Here is a 14,973-nt window from a genome sequence, read left to right as displayed (position 1 = left end):
CAGGCCGACGCAACGTAAAGCGGGACTAGATCAGCCCACGCTCGGTCGCCAATTGCTTGAGCGAGACCTGAGCGCGCGGGCCGATATGACCGATGACGTGGGCGGCGGCCAACGAACCCAGTTCGGCGCAGGTGGTGACATGCAGGCCTTGCGTCAGGCCGAACAGAACGCCGGCGGCATACTGGTCGCCCGCGCCGGTCGTATCGACGACCTGAGGGCAAGGGGCCGCCTTGATGACATGGGTATCTTCCATCTTGGCCACCACAGACCCTTCGGCGCTGCGCGTCACGAACGCCAGGTCGGTCTTGCCGCGCAGATATCGCAGGGCCTTGTAGAAATCATCCGTCTCGAACATGGCCAGCAATTCGGTTTCATTGGCGAAGACCAGGTCGATATGGCGGTCGATAAAGGCCAGCAGGTCATCGCGCCAGCGGTTGACCACAAAGCCATCCGACAGGGTGATCGCCGTCTTGCGACCGGCAGAGCGGGCGACTTCGGCAGCCTTGGCGAAGGTTTCGCGCCCGGACGGGCTGTCGAAGAGATAGCCTTCCAGATAGGTGATCTGAGACGCCTTGATGACCTCTTCCTCGATATCTTTCGGGCTGATCAGGGCCGCTGCGCCCAGGAAGGTGGCCATGGTGCGCTGACCGTCCGGCGTCACATTGATCAGGCAGCGCGCCGTTGGCGTGGGATCGTCATGCAGAACGGGCGTCTGGAAATGGACATTCATCTTCTTGAGGTCGTGCGCGAAGAATTCACCGAGCGCATCATGCGCGACCTTGCCGACATAGGCGCATTTGGCGCCAAACGAAGCCGCGCCCGAAATGGTGTTGCCGGCGGACCCGCCCGACGCCATCTCCGTATCCTGCATCGCGCCCGACAGGCTGAGCGCCCGGTGCGCATCGATCAACGTCATGGCGCCCTTGTGCAGATCATGCTTGGTCAGGAAAGCCTCATCCGTCTGAGCGAGAACATCGACGATGGCGTGGCCGACAGCGGTGATGTCATAGGAGGTCGTCATATTTGTTCTCGTAAGTCTAGGGTACGGGTTGAATGGCGTAACCTAATGATCAATAACGGCTCTATGAGCAAGCGTATTTTAATCCTGACCCCGAATCCCGACCATCCTTCGCACCATGGCCGCTGGCCTTATGTGCTTGACGGATACCGCGAAGCCCTGGCCGGTATTGACGCCGAAATCTTCGACCAGCCCTGGTCCGACCCCGTGACGGAGGACTACGACCTCATCGTCCCGCTTGTCGCGTGGGGCTACCACAATGCGCCGGATGATTTCCGCGCCGCCATGACGCGGCTGGCCGGGCGGCGCGTTTTCAATCCGCCGGAAATCGTCAACTGGAATGTCGACAAACGGTATCTGCGCGATCTGGCCGATGCCGGGGTGCGGATCATTCCGACCGTGTTCGTCGACCAGGTGACGGATGAGGCGGTCGCCCGCGCGCGCCTCGACTTCGGGCAACAGGCCCTGGTGTTGAAGCCCGTCGTGTCGGCCGGCGCCAAGAATACCCTGATCTGGGAAGGCGACAGCCTGTCCGCCTTCACCGGCGGCGCGCCGGATGTGGAGGACCGCAAGGCCATGCCGCCGGAAGATGCTGCCATGATCCAGCCCTTCATGCCAGCGATCCGCAGCGAAGGCGAATGGTCCCTGCTCTATTTCGCCGGTGAATTTTCGCACGCCGTGTTGAAGACGCCCAAGAGCGGTGACTTCCGCTCGCAGCCGGACTATGACGCCAATCTACGTGTTCTCGACGCGCCAGCCGCAGCGCGCGCGCTGGCCGATGCGGCTATTGACTTCATCGGCCGTGACCGCCTGCTTTATGCCCGTATCGACATGGTACGCGCCAGCGACGATGGCTTCTGCCTGATGGAAATGGAACTGATCGAGCCCGACCTGTACCTGACCTATGATCCGGAAGCGGCCATGCGCTTCAAGGACGCGTTTGAAACCGCCCTGCATGTCTGCGGCTGTTCTGGACATGACCACGCACACGGCCACCATGATCATTGAAACCGACCGCCTGATTCTCAAGCCCCTGGCTGTGACCGACTATGAGGCGCAATGCGCCCTGTGGAACCAGGAACCTGTCTTTCGTCATATCACCGGCAAACCGATGGCCCATGATGAGGTGTGGCTGCGCCTGCTGCGCGATATCGGCCACTGGCAGGTTTTCGGCCACGGCAACTGGTCGGTCAAGCTCAAGACGACCGAGCAGCATATCGGCGTCATCGGCCTCTTCGACTACAGGCGCGACATCACCCCCGCCTTCGACGCGTTCGAGGCCGGATGGGTATTCGATCCGGCCTTTCACGGTCAGGGTCTGGCGTCCGAAGCGCTTCATGCCACTCTCGTGTTCGGTGACGAAAAGCTGAAGCTGCCCAAGACCCTCTGCATGATCAGTCCGGAAAACGAAGCTTCGTTGCGACTGGCCGAACGGCATGGCTATGTCCGCGTCCGCCATGGCCTGTTTCACGATCATCCCGTATTGATCCTGGAACGGCCGCACGCCTGAAACCTGCCGTTTATACCCGCTTGACGAATATAATATCTCATGTTTAGTTATTTAGATAATTAGCTAAATGAATGGATTTGTCATGCGTTTTGAAAATATCGATCGCGTCGATGGCGCAGAGGCAGATCCGGTGTCGGGAACGGTTGTTTATGCCCCCGTCAAATCCCTCTTCCTGCTGACGATGTATGGCGCAACCATCTACGGCTTCGTGCGTTATCTGCGTATCGACGCGGTATTGCTGTTCACGGTCAAGACAATGGTTGTCCTACTGCTGGGCCACAGCGTCGGCATGCACCGCCGGCTCATCCACAAAAGCTTCGAATGCCCGCTGTGGCTGGAACGCACCCTTGTCTATTTCGGCGTGCTGGTCGGCCTGGGCGGCCCCTTCGCCATGATCCGAACCCATGACTTTCGCGACTGGGCGCAAAGGCAAGGCCGTTGCCACGACTATTTCGCCCATCGGCGGACGCCGGTCATCGACGCCGTCTGGCAGATGCATTGCGACCTTCGTCTGGCGAAACCACCCCGGTTGACGATTGAACCAGAAGTCGCAAATGACGCCTTCTATCGCTTCATCGACCGGCATTGGATCGCGGTTCATCTGCCGTGGGCCTTGGCCTTCTATTTTATTGGCGGCTGGGCCTGGGTCATCTGGGGCGTCTGCACGCAAATCGCCACGACGGTTACCGGCCATTGGCTGATCGGCTATTTCGCCCATCAGGCCCATGATGATAACTGGCAGGTCACTGGCGCCGGCGTGCAAGGCCGCAATGTGCCGCTGGTCGGTTGGCTCACCATGGGGGAAGGCTGGCACAACAACCATCATGCCTTTCCCGGCTCGGCGCGGATGGGGCTTTATACCGGTCAGAGCGATCCCGGCTATCGGTTCATAAAGATGCTGGAGGCAATGGGATTGGCATGGAAGGTGCGCACCGCGCGCGATCTGGCCCACCGCCCGCAATTACAATGGACATCGGGTGCGCAACCGCACTTCAAACCGGACATAAAACCCTGCCCGACCCTGCACTGGATCGGCCGGCGCTTACGCTTTCGGATCTAGCTCTAAAGCAGGGGCAGCGTCTCGACCCCGATCTTGGGGCACAGGTCGCGCACGATACAGATGTCGCACTTGGGCTTGCGCGCCACGCAAACATAGCGGCCATGCAGGATCAGCCAGTGATGCGCCCGCGTCAGCCAATGTTTTGGGATGATCGCCATCAGTTGCGACTCGACCTTGTCCGGCGTATTGGCTGCGGCATCGACCAGCCCCAGCCGGTGCGACACGCGGTAGACATGGGTATCGACCGCGATGGCCGGCTCGATGTCCATTTCATTCAGCACGACACTGGCCGTCTTGTTGCCGACCCCCGGCAGACTCAATAGCGCCGCGCGAGTCATCGGCACCTGACCGTCATATTGCTCGATCAGAATGCGCGACATCTCGATCAGATTTTTCGCCTTGTTGCGATAGAGGCCGATCGTGCTGATCATGTCCATGATCCGCGCTTCGCCAAGCGCCAACATGTCCGCCGGATTATCGGCCATCTTGAACAGCGGTGCCGTCGCTTTGTTGACCGCCACGTCGGTTGTCTGCGCCGACAAGGCTACCGCCGACAACAGGGTAAAGGCATTGCTATAGTTCAGTTCGGTGCGCGGATCGGGCTTATCCGCTTCAAACCGTTCGAACAGTTTCTTGATCAGGGCAGGCTTAGCCAAGGGCTTCTTCGGCCATGACCGCCTCCCAGCTCAGCCACTTCTGCGCGACGGCGGCCTTCAGGTCGATATCTTCGGCACGCGCCATGAGCAGAAGAAAGGCAAACACATCGGCCATCTCCTTGGCGACCTCGGCCTTGGCCCCTTCGACCGGTCGGCGCGAGCGTCCCGTCAGGGCCAGATAGCTTTGGGTCAGTTCGCCCGCCTCTTCCTGAAGCTTCAGCATATACCAGTCCCGATCGGGTTTGATGTCATGAACCCGGCGATAACGGCCCAAGACGGCTTCGAGACGGTCGGTCAGGGTATCGAGATCGGGAAAGGGTGTTTCGGTCATCATGGACAGTCTCCATGGCTTTTTGAGATTTACGCCGATGCTATGGGGCGATTCTATAGGCCCGCAAGATAAAAGCCGCTTGCCGACCGCGATCGGGCCTCATAAACAGGGCGCATGACCGCCATTCTGTTCGTCTGCCTTGGTAATATCTGCCGTTCCCCCCTTGCCGAAGGCGTGTTCCGTGCCCAGGCGGAAGCCGCCGGTGTGGCAAACCGGTTCATTATCGATTCCGCCGGCTGCGGCGGCTGGCATGCCGGTGAACAACCCGATACGCGCGCCATCCAGACGGCGGCCCGCCACGGTATCGATATTTCCGGCCAGCGCGCCCGCCAGATTCAGACCGACGATTTCGATCGTTTTGACCTGATCCTCGGACTGGATCGCGACAATGTCCGCCACCTCACCGCTATGCGACCCGACACGGCGCGCGCCAAGGTCGCCCTGTACCTGGATGAAGCACTGGGCGTGGCCAAGAATGTGCCCGATCCCTATTATGGCGGGTCTTCCGACTTCGAAGCGGTCTATGCCCTGTGCGAAAAGGCGAGCACCGCTTTGCTAAAGCAACTGCTGGGTTAAACAGGCTGGCCTAAGCCGAAATTTCAATGCATGGTATGGTTTCATTTCTGACTTTCCAGTGAGCCATGCCATGTTGAACATTCCTGACGACCGCTTTGCCGCCCGTGCCGATGAGCACATCAACCTGGCGAATAGCCATTTGCAGGAGGCTGGCTCCGATCGCGTGGTTGCGTCCCTGGTTGATGCCGCTACGCGTTTTTATGTTGGAATGTGGGCCAACCATAATGTTGGCAGCGCCGAAGAAATGATCGCGCGTCGTGAGGAAGCGATCGAATCCTTCGCCGTTCAAAGCCGCCGCATGCTGGAGCGGCACCTGGACGAATACACGCGAAACTACGACGCCTATACGGCGACCGGAAACCTCAGCACCGGATCACGCTGAGCCCTAAACTCTTTCTATGTTCGCCCGTTTCAGCGGGCGCAGATCAACAACAGGTAATTCATGTCCGACACGCCCAATGTTCCTGATCCCAGTTTCTTCGAACGAACCAACGCACTGATCAATGTGGCCAATAACCAATGCAGCGGCGTCTCCGCCGATCAGGTCAGCCACTCCTTCACCAATGCCTCGACGCGCTTCAATGTCTGGCTTTGGTCGATCACCTCGAAGGATGTCGAGGACCTGAAAGCGCGCCGTGAACAGGCGCTGGACCTTTTGCTGCAGGAAACCCATGACGCCTTTGCGCGCCATTTCGATGAATATGTCGCCAACTACGACGCCTATGTGAACGCGAACCGCTAATCGATGGACGATCAATTCAATAACCGCGCCGATTCGCACATCCGCCTGTCGCACCAGCAGGCGACGCTGTTCGGGGAACAAAAGACGGCGGAGTCCATGCTTTATGGCGCCGCCTGGTATGCAGCCTGGCTGACGGCAAAGACCGCCGGCTCGAAAGATGAACTGGCGGCGCGCGCCGCCGCCGAAACCGAACGGTTGACCGAGGCCTTTCGCGCGGCTGCCGAAGCCGCCATGGCCGATGTCGTCACCCGCTTCGATGACCTGAACAAGAAAGCCTGATCCCATGGCAAACAAAGAAGAACTCGACTTCACCGGGCGCGCCAAGGCCCATATCGACCTGTGCAATGCGCAAAGCGCCCATGCCCACAGCGAAGACGTCGCCCTGTCGGCCATGTACGCGGCGGCGCGCTACACGGCCTTTCTGTGCCTGGGCGCGAACACGTCCGGCGAGCAGATGGCCGGACGCCGCGAAGAAGCCCTGGCCATTTTTGATGACCAGTTCCGTCAGATGTTCCTCGATTGCTACGACGAATTCGCGCGGGATTTCGACAGATCTAAATAGGACCAGATCCAAATAGACCCACTCCAAATAGAATTGGGCGAAATCGCTACAGGATATAACGACTGAGATCAGCGTCGCCGGCAATTTCGCCGAGGCGCTTTTTCACATAGTCCGCATCTATGGTTACGGTCTGGCCGGACATGTCCGACGCCGTGAAGCTGAGGTCCTCCATCACCTTTTCAATGACGGTGTGCAGCCGACGCGCGCCGATATTTTCGACCTTGGCGTTGACCGTCGCAGCCGCCTCGGCCATGGCGGCGATAGCGCCGTCATCGACGTGCAGGGTGACGCCTTCGGTCGCCATCAGGGCCTGGTTCTGTTTGATCAGATTGGCTTCCGGCTCCGACAGAATGCGGCGGAAATCCTCCTGGGTCAGGGCCTTTAGCTCAACACGGATGGGCAGGCGGCCTTGCAGTTCCGGCAACAGGTCGGAGGGTTTGGCAACGTGGAAGGCACCCGATGCGATAAACAGGATATGATCGGTCTTCACCGGTCCATACTTGGTCGAAACCGTCGTGCCTTCGATGAGCGGCAGGAGATCGCGCTGCACACCTTCGCGCGACACATCGGCCCCACCGCGTTCCGATCGCGAGGCAACCTTGTCGATTTCGTCGAGGAAGACAATGCCTTCGTTTTCCGCCAGTTGCAAAGCCTCGGCGGCCACGGCATCCTGATCGAGCAGCTTGTCGGACTCTTCGGCGACCAATGACGGGATAGCGGCCTTGACCGTGGTCTTGACCGTCTTCTTGCGACCGCCCATGGCCTTTGACAACATGTCACCGAGATTGAAGGCGCCGGGTTGTTGGCCTGGAATTTCCATCATGCCCATCGGTGTGCCGGTTTCGGTCATCGAAATTTCGATGTCCTTGTCGTCCAGCTCATTGTTGCGCAATTTCTTGCGGAAGCTTTCACGAGTTGCGGGGGCGGCGGTTTCACCGACCAGCGCGTCAATCAGACGTTCCTCGGCGGCGGCCTCGGCCTTGGCGCGAACGCCGGCGCGGTTCTTGTCCTTGATCATCAGCATGGCAGCTTCGACCAGGTCGCGCACGATCTGATCGACGTCGCGGCCGACATAGCCGACTTCGGTAAACTTGGTCGCCTCGACCTTGATGAACGGGGCCTGGGCCAACTTGGCCAGGCGGCGCGCGATCTCGGTCTTACCCACGCCCGTGGGCCCGATCATCAGGATATTCTTCGGCGTGATCTCGTCACGGATGTCATCGGCCGTCGCCTTGCGGCGCCAGCGGTTACGCAGAGCAACCGCGACCGCCTTCTTGGCATCGGCATGGCCGATGATATAGCGGTCGAGTTCCGAGACGATTTCCCGGGGCGAGAAAACATTGGGAGAAAAAGAGGTCATTTATGCATCATAGGTTGGAGTTTTGGACATAAGCGTGACCTGGCCCCAACGGGGGCTGTCGTGCTCAGCGTAAATGGTGAAACCGGCGTTCTGATAGGCCTTGATGGCGTGGGCATTGGCGGCATCCGGATCGATCAGGAGCTTAGGCACGCCCCGGGCCAGCAGGTCGTCCGAGAACTGGCGCAGGATACGCGCTCCCAGCCCCTGGCCGGTCAGGCTGACATCGCCGATGAACATATCTACCCCCATGGCGCCGGTCGGCTGATCGGCAAAATAGAAGCCATCATAAGCGTAGTTCGGATCGTAAAACTGAATATAGCCGATCGGCTTGCGGTTATATTCGACAATGAAAGCTGCGCCGTAATCCGCACCGATGAAGCCGAGAGCATCTTCCAACTCGTCTTCCGGCCCGGAGCCATCCTGCGTCCACCACGGCTGGACATGGGGCGACGACATCCAGATCAGCAGCAGACCGGCATCGCGTTCATGCAAGGGACGAAAGGTAATCACGACATCCCTCCGAACACAAGGTCACCGGTCATAGGATAGGCTATGCGCATCAGGACTCGAGCATTTCGATCGTCAGATGGTCATTGGTATAGACGCATATGGATGACGCGATCTTCATGGCCTTGCGCGCGATGACTTCCGCATCCGGCTCGTATTCGAGCAGGGCCCGGGCCGCCGACAGGGCGTAGACACCGCCGGAGCCGATAGCGGCAACGCCGTCTTCCGGTTCCAGCACGTCACCGACGCCGGTAATGGTCAGGACGGTGTTCTTGTCCGCCACCAGAAGCATGGCCTCAAGGCGACGCAGGTAGCGGTCGGTCCGCCAGTCCTTGGCCAGATCGACACAGGCGCGGGCCAGTTGATCGGGATAAAGCTCAAGCTTGGCCTCAAGCCGCTCAAGCAGGGTGAAGGCATCGGCCGTCGCACCGGCAAAACCGGTGATGACCTTGCCGCCGGACAAGGTGCGCACCTTACGCGCGCCGCCCTTGACGATGGTCGGCCCCATGGAGACCTGGCCGTCGCCGGCGATGACGGTCTTGTTGTTCTTGCGCACGGCGACGATGGTGGTGCCGTGCCAGTTCGGGAAGTTTGAGTCTGTCATGAGGCGTTAATTGGCGCTTTTCCCCTTGCAGTTCAAGTGCGCCCGGCGCATTTGACGCACTATGCTCACAGACGATGAAATCGACCGCTACGCCCGTCACCTGGTCTTGAAGGAGATTGGCGGTCAGGGCCAGATGAAGCTCAAGGCCGCCCGGGTGGCCCTTGTCGGCATGGGCGGCATCGGCTCGCCGGCGGCGCTGTATTTGGCAGCTGCGGGGGTTGGCGCGCTCGGCCTGATCGATGACGACCATGTGTCCATAAGCAACCTGCAACGCCAGGTGCTGTTTCAGACGCGCGACATAGGCGCCGCCAAGGCCGAAGTGGCCGCAACGCATCTGGCAGGCCTCAATCCCCATTGCGACTGCCATATCCATCGCCTGCGCCTGACGCCGGACAACGCCGTCGATATACTCCAGGACTACGACATCGTGCTCGACGGCTGCGATAATTTCGAGACGCGGCTATTGGTCAATCGCGTATGCCACGATTTGAAAAAGCCGCTGGTGTCCGCGGCCCTCGGACGCTTCAGCGGGCAGTTGGCGACCTTCGACGGGCGTCCCTGCTATCAATGCCTGGTGCCAGATATTCCACCAGACGCGGACACCTGCGAGCGCGTCGGCGTGGTCGGCGCTCTGGCCGGCATTATCGGCACCATGGCGGCACTTGAGACCATAAAGCTGATTACCGGGGCCGGCGATACGCTGCGGGGGCAATTGCTGATATTTGACGGGCTTGGCATGACGTCACGGACGGTGAAGCTGGCTGCCGATCCGGCCTGCCCCGTGTGCGGGGGTTAGCTATTTCGTGTTTACAAAAATTGTGTCATAAGAAACCATAATTACAAAATGGCAGGGATGAGGCGCATGGGCCGGGCATAGACCGCTTTCGGAACGGAATGCCGCATGACCACTGCCAAGGCTATCGACAAGGGGACGGGCAAGACGCCCGATAAGGACGGCGCGGATGCCCTCTATCCGACGGTCAAACATACCCTGATTGAAGATATCTATGCCTTCGCCATCGGCTGCGCCTTTATCGCGCTGGGCATTGTTATGCTGAAATCGGCCGGATTGACGACGGGCGGTGTGGCGGGTATCGCCCTGCTCGTTTCCTATATCGCGCCGCTGCCGGTCGGCCTGCTGTTCATCCTGATCAATATTCCCTTCTTCCTGTTCGCCTGGCCGGCCATGGGCAAGCGCTTCATGATCAAGACGGTTGCGGTCAATCTGGCCATCATGGCTGGGGCCAATTTCGCCCACTACGCCTTCAAATTTGAAACGGTGCATCCGCTGTTCGCTGCCCTGTTCGGTGGCACGATTATCGGCATGGGCATTTTGGCCCTGGCGCGTCATGGCGCCGGTGCCGGCGGTACGGGGGTGCTGGCGCTTTATCTGCAAAAGACGAAGAATATCAATGCCGGCAAGACGCAGATGGCGTGCGACGCCCTCATTATGGCGGCGTCGATCCTGATCCTAAGCCCGCAGCATCTGCTCTATTCGGTGATTTCTGCCGTCGCCATGAGCGGCGTCCTGGTCGGGTTTCACAAACCGGAACGCTATCTGGGCCGTTAGCCGCCTTATGCACGTCCGAACGCGGCACGCAGCTCATCCTTGGCTTTTTCAAGCACTGCCTTCTGGCTTTCCGGAAGGGTCTTGCCTGCCCGGTTAATATAGAAGGTCAGCATCGACATGGCTGAACGGTATGGGCTAGACTTGCGGCGATGGCTTTTTTCCGCCGACGCTTTAAGCGATTTCGCGATCGCTTTGGGATCGTGCGACTCAAAGATATGCGGCTTGGTATCCAGCGCGTTGGAATGTTCGGTGACGTCCTGGGACCATTTCTTTTCCGGCATGACGATGTCTCCACGTGAAGCGTCACACCGTGAAGAATTTTGCGTGAAAATGAAATGCGCCCGCATATGCCGACGCATCAAGGTCCAGTTAATCACCCTATTCGACTAACCGCCCAACCCCGTCAGTGCGCCCAATAGTTTTCTTTGATCGACATATTGCAGCATGTCGCCGATGGCGGACTGGACATTGGCGTCACCCAGCAGGCCTTGGAGGGCCTTCTGACCCAAGGCAGTGAACGAAGCCTGGATCGCCGCCTCTCCGTCGCTTTGAAGGGCTGTGCGGGTTTCGGTGGTACAATCTGTCGTCAACAGTCGGGTAAAGAGGTCGCCCCCGGCCTTGTTGATCGAGATATATTGCGACGCAGAGATAGCGCTCATGTCGGCCACTTTTGGATGGCGCGCCATGATGGCGAACGCCCAGCGCACCAATGTGACCTGATCGTCGGCCGAAGCGGACCGGACCAGGCAGGCCGACAGAGCCTGGGTCGCGGGTCCGGTGGCCGCATTGGCGGCGGCCGGAAGCGCCGTTGCGGTGACTGCACTGATCAGGAAAATTTTGAGGAAATGCTTCATGACGGGACCTTCCAGGACATATGACGACCAGGATGACCGAGCAATGTGGCACCGATTAGACATTTGCGGCCATTTCCTGTATAGCCTCGCGCAATCCCTGCAATCTGACCTTTGAAAGCCGCATATCTTGGCCCATACGCTTGACTTGTCCGTGAAATCCTCAGTTGTCACCCAGGCTGCTGCGCTGTTGGTGAACATCACCGGATTGACGCGGGCTGGCCTGATTGAGGCCTTGACCGAGTCCGGCGTGGTCGAACCGCGCAAGGCCAAGATGCGCGCCACGCAAATCTGGCGCTGGGTGCATCATTACGGCTTTACCGATTTCGACCTGATGACCGACATCGCCAAGGATCAGCGCGCGCTCCTCAAGGAAAAATTCTCGCTGGCCCGGCCGGAAATCGTCGAACGCCAGATCAGCCAGGACGGCACGCGCAAATATCTCATCCGCATGGCGCCGGGGATCGAGGTCGAAAGCGTTTACATACCGTCGGTCGGACGCGCGGGCGCCCTGTGTGTATCGTCCCAGGTCGGCTGCACCCTCAACTGCTCCTTCTGCCACACCGGTACGCAAAAGCTGGTGCGCAACCTGACGACGGCGGAAATCGTCGCCCAGGTCCAGGTGGCCAGGGACGATCTGGGCGAATGGCCGTCGCCGAAGGAAGACCGTCAGTTGTCGAACATCGTCTTCATGGGCATGGGCGAACCGCTCTACAACCTTGACCAGGTCGCCGACGCCATCGACATCATTTCCGACGGCGAAGGCATCGCCATTTCGCGCCGCCGCATCACCGTATCGACCTCGGGCGTTGTGCCGGAACTGGAAGCGCTCGGCAACCGCACCCAGGCCATGTTGGCCATCTCCCTGCACGCCACCAATGATGAATTGCGCGACGTGCTGGTCCCGCTCAACAAGAAATACCCGATCGAACAGCTTATGGCCGGCATCCGCGCCTATCCGGGCCTGTCCAATGCCCGCCGCGTCACGTTCGAATATGTCATGCTGAAAGGCGTGAACGATACCCCGGCCGAAGCCCGCGCGCTTATCCGCCTGCTCAAGGGCATTCCGGCCAAGATCAACCTGATCCCGTTCAATCCGTGGCCAGGCAGCGACTATCTATGCTCGGACTGGCGGACTATCGAAGCCTTCGCCGCCATCCTGAACAAGGCCGGCTATGCCTCGCCCATTCGCACGCCGCGCGGCCGCGATATCCTGGCGGCGTGCGGGCAGTTGAAATCGGAAAGCGAAAAGAAACGCGCCTCGGTTGTGCGTCGTGAACAACGCGACGAAGCTGCGTCAAATCGGGACACGGGTGTTGCCGAAGGCGGCCTGCCCTTTGCCTATCTGGCCGGCGACATGCTGGATTAACCTATTGTCTGCATTCAACAAACAGCCTGTCATATAAAATTTGTCCACAGGCCGTCCGCATGGGCTTGATCTTGCAGGGAAGTTACCTCATTAGTATGCGCGCCCGTTACAATAGTGACGGTCAGCGCAATAGAGGGGACCGCGCATGATGCCCGACAATTTTAACCTTAACTTCCTGTCGCCCGACGTCTTGCGGCCGGAAATGCAGGCCTTCGCGACGGGCTTTCCCATTACCCTGCTACATGCCGGCGTCACGCTTTTGATGCTGCTGATCGGCGCCACTGTTTATTCGCTGCTGACGCCGTACAAGGAAATCAATCAGATCCGCGACGGCAATTCGGCCGCTGCCGTTGCCTTTGGCGGCGTTATCATCGGTCTCGCCATTCCGCTGGCTGCCTCCATGGCGGCCTCGACCTCGCTGCGTGAGATTGCCCTGTGGGGCGGCGCCACCATCATCCTGCAACTGTTTGTTTTCCGGCTGGTCGATTTCCTGCTGGCAGGCCTGCCCAACCGCATCAATGAAGGCGAAGTCTCCGCCGCTGTGCTGTTGGTTTCGGCCAAGCTGGCCGCCGCCCTCATCCTTGCCGCTTCCGTCGCCGCCTAGAGCGTTTGCGATCATGTGGAATCGAAAAGGTCTTTATTATTCTGTTTTTGAACGCGTTTTAACCCGCTTTGGTATTACGGTATGAAACTGGACTGGCTCCTCTATGCCGCGGCCCTTACGACCATAGTGGTCGTAACCGGCAATTGGCATGAAACGTCCAATTCGCCGCCCGCCCCGCCACCACCGGGGATCGGCGAGATGGCTCTGTTCGCCAACTTCACGCCCTTTACCATTTCGTCTATCATCAACCTGCCCGTGGACGATCAGAAGATCATGACCGGCACGGCCTTTTCCATCTCGAAAAGCGGGGCATGGATCGTCGCCAAGGACAGCGTCGGGGAGTGCACCCACCCCTTCCTCAATATCGGCGGCAATCTGGCCGTGCCGTTCAAGACCCGCCCCGCCCCCGGTCATGATAATTTCCTGGTCGCCGTAACCAGTGGCGGTGGACGACCGCTAAGCCTAGTCGATGTAGCCAATGTCAAACCCGGCATGCGCGGCTTCATGATCGGTTATCCGGGCGGCAGCGTTGGTGAGGCCACGGGCCGTCTGATCGGGCGCACGACCCTGGAACGCTCCAAGCGCTTCCAGCACAACCAAGCCGTTCTGGCTTGGGCCAAAGCTGGTCAGACCGAAGGCCTGAAAAGCGATCTGAACCAATTGCAGGGCGGGCCGGCGGTCGATGACAATTCGCACGTGGTCGGCATCACCTTGCGGGAAAACCCGCGCCGGGGCCGCATCTACACCACCGTGCCGGAAACGGTGTCCGCCATTGCCTCGACCGTGGACCGCAAACCGGATTATGATGCCGAGAACACGCTGACCAAGCGCAACTACGGCATTGTTTCGGATACCTTGCGCCGCGAATACCGCGTGGCCCAGGTCGGCTGCATCATATCCTGACGTAATCGCGCAGCCATCTGTGCTAAATGCCAGACATGACCGCAAATCCGCTCGATCCCGTTCACCTCGCCCATCTGGCGCAATGCGATGCGCGCCTAAAGCCCCTCACCGACGCCTTTTCGCATATCCAGTATCGTATACGGCCCGGCGGCTTTCCTGCTCTGCTCGGCCTGATTGTCGAGCAGCAATTGTCAGTGAAGGCGGCAGACACCATCTTCGCCCGCCTGCGCGACGGCGTTGGCGACTTGACGCCGCAAAACCTGCTGGCCCACGATGAGGATCGGTTGCGTGGCTATGGTCTGTCGCGCCCCAAGATCGCCTATGCCCGCGCCCTGGCCGACGCCTTTCACAGCGGCGGATTCGATACCGGCACCCTTGCGGCGCTGAGTATCGAGGACGCTGCCGAACGTCTGATCGCATTGAAGGGAATCGGGCGCTGGACCGCTGAGGTCTACCTGATGTTTTCGGAGGGACGTCTCGATCTGTTTCCCGTCGGCGACGTTGCCCTGCGTGAAGCCGTGGGCTGGCTGGACAACCTGACGGAGCGCCCCAACGAAGCCTATTGCGCCGATCGGGCGCGCGACTGGTCGCCCTATCGCTCGGTTGCCGCCCATCTCCTTTGGGCCTGGTATGGCGCGGTCAAGCGGGGCGAAATGTCCCGGCAGATGTAGAGCGCATTTCGGATCAAAAAGTGCATCAAAACAAAAACCTAGAGCATTTGTCCGATCCAACATGATCGGGAAATGCTCT

General features: G+C 59.7%; 22 protein-coding genes. 14 read left to right on the top strand and 8 right to left on the bottom strand.

All coding sequences use genetic code 11. The features are described from left to right. Nucleotides 1-25: 25 nt before the first annotated feature. Nucleotides 26-1,021 carry an adenosine kinase gene (locus tag AEAC466_RS42360; protein ID WP_023460082.1) on the bottom strand — a complete coding sequence of 332 codons (996 nt, stop codon included), beginning with the start codon at nucleotides 1,019-1,021 and terminating at the stop codon, nucleotides 26-28. 63 nt (nucleotides 1,022-1,084) lie between these two features. On the opposite strand from AEAC466_RS42360, the gene AEAC466_RS42355 reads away from it, so the two are divergent. The 3 genes from AEAC466_RS42355 (at nucleotide 1,085) to AEAC466_RS42345 (ending at nucleotide 3,588) form a co-directional block, all read left to right on the top strand. Then, complete coding sequence (locus tag AEAC466_RS42355; protein ID WP_031239567.1) at nucleotides 1,085-2,026, top strand: ATP-grasp domain-containing protein; 942 nt, start codon at nucleotides 1,085-1,087, stop codon at nucleotides 2,024-2,026. After that, the gene (locus AEAC466_RS42350; RefSeq protein ID WP_023460080.1) at nucleotides 1,995-2,528 is read left to right on the top strand and encodes a GNAT family N-acetyltransferase; all 534 of its coding nucleotides are present in this window, start codon (nucleotides 1,995-1,997) and stop codon (nucleotides 2,526-2,528) included. Before AEAC466_RS42355 ends, AEAC466_RS42350 begins: the two co-directional genes overlap by 32 nt. An 82-nt stretch (nucleotides 2,529-2,610) precedes the next feature. Next, nucleotides 2,611-3,588, top strand: a complete 978-nt coding sequence (locus tag AEAC466_RS42345; RefSeq protein ID WP_052025204.1) for an acyl-CoA desaturase — start codon at nucleotides 2,611-2,613, stop codon at nucleotides 3,586-3,588. 2 nt (nucleotides 3,589-3,590) lie between these two features. Here AEAC466_RS42345 and nth read toward each other — a convergent pair whose 3' ends face one another. Both nth and AEAC466_RS42335 read right to left on the bottom strand, forming a co-directional pair. Continuing rightward, complete coding sequence (nth, locus tag AEAC466_RS42340; protein ID WP_023460078.1) at nucleotides 3,591-4,244, bottom strand: endonuclease III; 654 nt, start codon at nucleotides 4,242-4,244, stop codon at nucleotides 3,591-3,593. Further along, nucleotides 4,237-4,578 carry a hypothetical protein gene (locus AEAC466_RS42335; RefSeq protein ID WP_023460077.1) on the bottom strand — a complete coding sequence of 114 codons (342 nt, stop codon included), beginning with the start codon at nucleotides 4,576-4,578 and terminating at the stop codon, nucleotides 4,237-4,239. The genes nth and AEAC466_RS42335 overlap by 8 nt, the downstream gene beginning before the upstream one ends. Nucleotides 4,579-4,689: 111 nt before the next feature. On the opposite strand from AEAC466_RS42335, the gene AEAC466_RS42330 reads away from it, so the two are divergent. The 5 genes from AEAC466_RS42330 to AEAC466_RS42310 all read left to right on the top strand — a co-directional run bounded on the left by AEAC466_RS42330 (nucleotide 4,690) and on the right by AEAC466_RS42310 (nucleotide 6,455). Then, complete coding sequence (locus tag AEAC466_RS42330; protein WP_023460076.1) at nucleotides 4,690-5,151, top strand: low molecular weight protein-tyrosine-phosphatase; 462 nt, start codon at nucleotides 4,690-4,692, stop codon at nucleotides 5,149-5,151. Nucleotides 5,152-5,221: 70 nt separating this feature from the next. Further along, complete coding sequence (locus tag AEAC466_RS42325) at nucleotides 5,222-5,533, top strand: DUF3144 domain-containing protein (protein WP_023460075.1); 312 nt, start codon at nucleotides 5,222-5,224, stop codon at nucleotides 5,531-5,533. 60 nt (nucleotides 5,534-5,593) lie between these two features. Beyond that, on the top strand, nucleotides 5,594-5,893 hold the full coding sequence (locus AEAC466_RS42320; RefSeq protein WP_023460074.1) for a DUF3144 domain-containing protein: 300 nt from the start codon (nucleotides 5,594-5,596) through the stop codon (nucleotides 5,891-5,893). 3 nt (nucleotides 5,894-5,896) lie between these two features. Continuing rightward, nucleotides 5,897-6,172: a DUF3144 domain-containing protein gene (locus tag AEAC466_RS42315; protein ID WP_023460073.1), complete on the top strand. Its 276-nt coding sequence runs from the start codon at nucleotides 5,897-5,899 to the stop codon at nucleotides 6,170-6,172. Nucleotides 6,173-6,176: 4 nt separating this feature from the next. Further along, nucleotides 6,177-6,455: a DUF3144 domain-containing protein gene (locus AEAC466_RS42310; RefSeq protein ID WP_023460072.1), complete on the top strand. Its 279-nt coding sequence runs from the start codon at nucleotides 6,177-6,179 to the stop codon at nucleotides 6,453-6,455. 46 nt (nucleotides 6,456-6,501) lie between these two features. Here the strand turns inward: AEAC466_RS42310 and hslU are convergent, their stop codons facing one another. The 3 genes from hslU to hslV are packed head-to-tail and all read right to left on the bottom strand — an operon-like array spanning nucleotide 6,502 to nucleotide 8,926. Continuing rightward, nucleotides 6,502-7,815, bottom strand: a complete 1,314-nt coding sequence (gene hslU / locus AEAC466_RS42305) for an ATP-dependent protease ATPase subunit HslU (RefSeq protein ID WP_023460071.1) — start codon at nucleotides 7,813-7,815, stop codon at nucleotides 6,502-6,504. Next, a complete protein-coding gene (locus AEAC466_RS42300) occupies nucleotides 7,816-8,325 on the bottom strand; it encodes a GNAT family N-acetyltransferase (RefSeq protein WP_023460070.1) in 510 nt (169 codons plus the stop codon). A 49-nt stretch (nucleotides 8,326-8,374) separates the two neighbouring features. Then, a complete protein-coding gene (gene hslV, locus AEAC466_RS42295; protein WP_023460069.1) occupies nucleotides 8,375-8,926 on the bottom strand; it encodes an ATP-dependent protease subunit HslV in 552 nt (183 codons plus the stop codon). A 61-nt stretch (nucleotides 8,927-8,987) separates the two neighbouring features. Between hslV and AEAC466_RS42290 the strand changes: the two genes are divergently transcribed. Further along, nucleotides 8,988-9,722, top strand: coding sequence for a HesA/MoeB/ThiF family protein (locus AEAC466_RS42290; protein WP_023460068.1), 735 nt, complete (start codon nucleotides 8,988-8,990; stop codon nucleotides 9,720-9,722). Between the two features lie 105 nt (nucleotides 9,723-9,827). Beyond that, nucleotides 9,828-10,496 (top strand): YitT family protein, encoded by a 669-nt coding sequence (locus AEAC466_RS42285; RefSeq protein WP_023460067.1) that lies wholly within the window; start codon nucleotides 9,828-9,830, stop codon nucleotides 10,494-10,496. 5 nt (nucleotides 10,497-10,501) lie between these two features. Here AEAC466_RS42285 and AEAC466_RS42280 read toward each other — a convergent pair whose 3' ends face one another. Continuing rightward, entirely contained in the window at nucleotides 10,502-10,777 is a 276-nt protein-coding gene (locus AEAC466_RS42280; RefSeq protein ID WP_023460066.1) for a DUF3175 domain-containing protein, read from the bottom strand. Nucleotides 10,778-10,882: 105 nt separating this feature from the next. Then, a complete protein-coding gene (locus AEAC466_RS42275) occupies nucleotides 10,883-11,350 on the bottom strand; it encodes a hypothetical protein (protein ID WP_023460065.1) in 468 nt (155 codons plus the stop codon). A gap of 127 nt (nucleotides 11,351-11,477) precedes the next feature. Between AEAC466_RS42275 and rlmN the strand changes: the two genes are divergently transcribed. The 4 genes from rlmN (at nucleotide 11,478) to AEAC466_RS42255 (ending at nucleotide 14,894) form a co-directional block, all read left to right on the top strand. Continuing rightward, on the top strand, nucleotides 11,478-12,716 hold the full coding sequence (gene rlmN, locus AEAC466_RS42270) for a 23S rRNA (adenine(2503)-C(2))-methyltransferase RlmN (RefSeq protein ID WP_023460064.1): 1,239 nt from the start codon (nucleotides 11,478-11,480) through the stop codon (nucleotides 12,714-12,716). A gap of 145 nt (nucleotides 12,717-12,861) precedes the next feature. After that, nucleotides 12,862-13,320: a DUF350 domain-containing protein gene (locus AEAC466_RS42265; RefSeq protein ID WP_023460063.1), complete on the top strand. Its 459-nt coding sequence runs from the start codon at nucleotides 12,862-12,864 to the stop codon at nucleotides 13,318-13,320. Between the two features lie 81 nt (nucleotides 13,321-13,401). After that, complete coding sequence (locus tag AEAC466_RS42260; RefSeq protein WP_023460062.1) at nucleotides 13,402-14,223, top strand: hypothetical protein; 822 nt, start codon at nucleotides 13,402-13,404, stop codon at nucleotides 14,221-14,223. Between the two features lie 35 nt (nucleotides 14,224-14,258). Further along, nucleotides 14,259-14,894 carry a DNA-3-methyladenine glycosylase family protein gene (locus AEAC466_RS42255; RefSeq protein WP_023460061.1) on the top strand — a complete coding sequence of 212 codons (636 nt, stop codon included), beginning with the start codon at nucleotides 14,259-14,261 and terminating at the stop codon, nucleotides 14,892-14,894. Nucleotides 14,895-14,973: the final 79 nt, after the last annotated feature.

This window comes from Asticcacaulis sp. AC466, assembly GCF_000495815.1.
GTDB lineage: Bacteria > Pseudomonadota > Alphaproteobacteria > Caulobacterales > Caulobacteraceae > Asticcacaulis.
The sequence above is the reverse complement of the archived record's forward strand: the minus strand, read 5'-3'. Positions and strand labels throughout refer to the sequence as shown.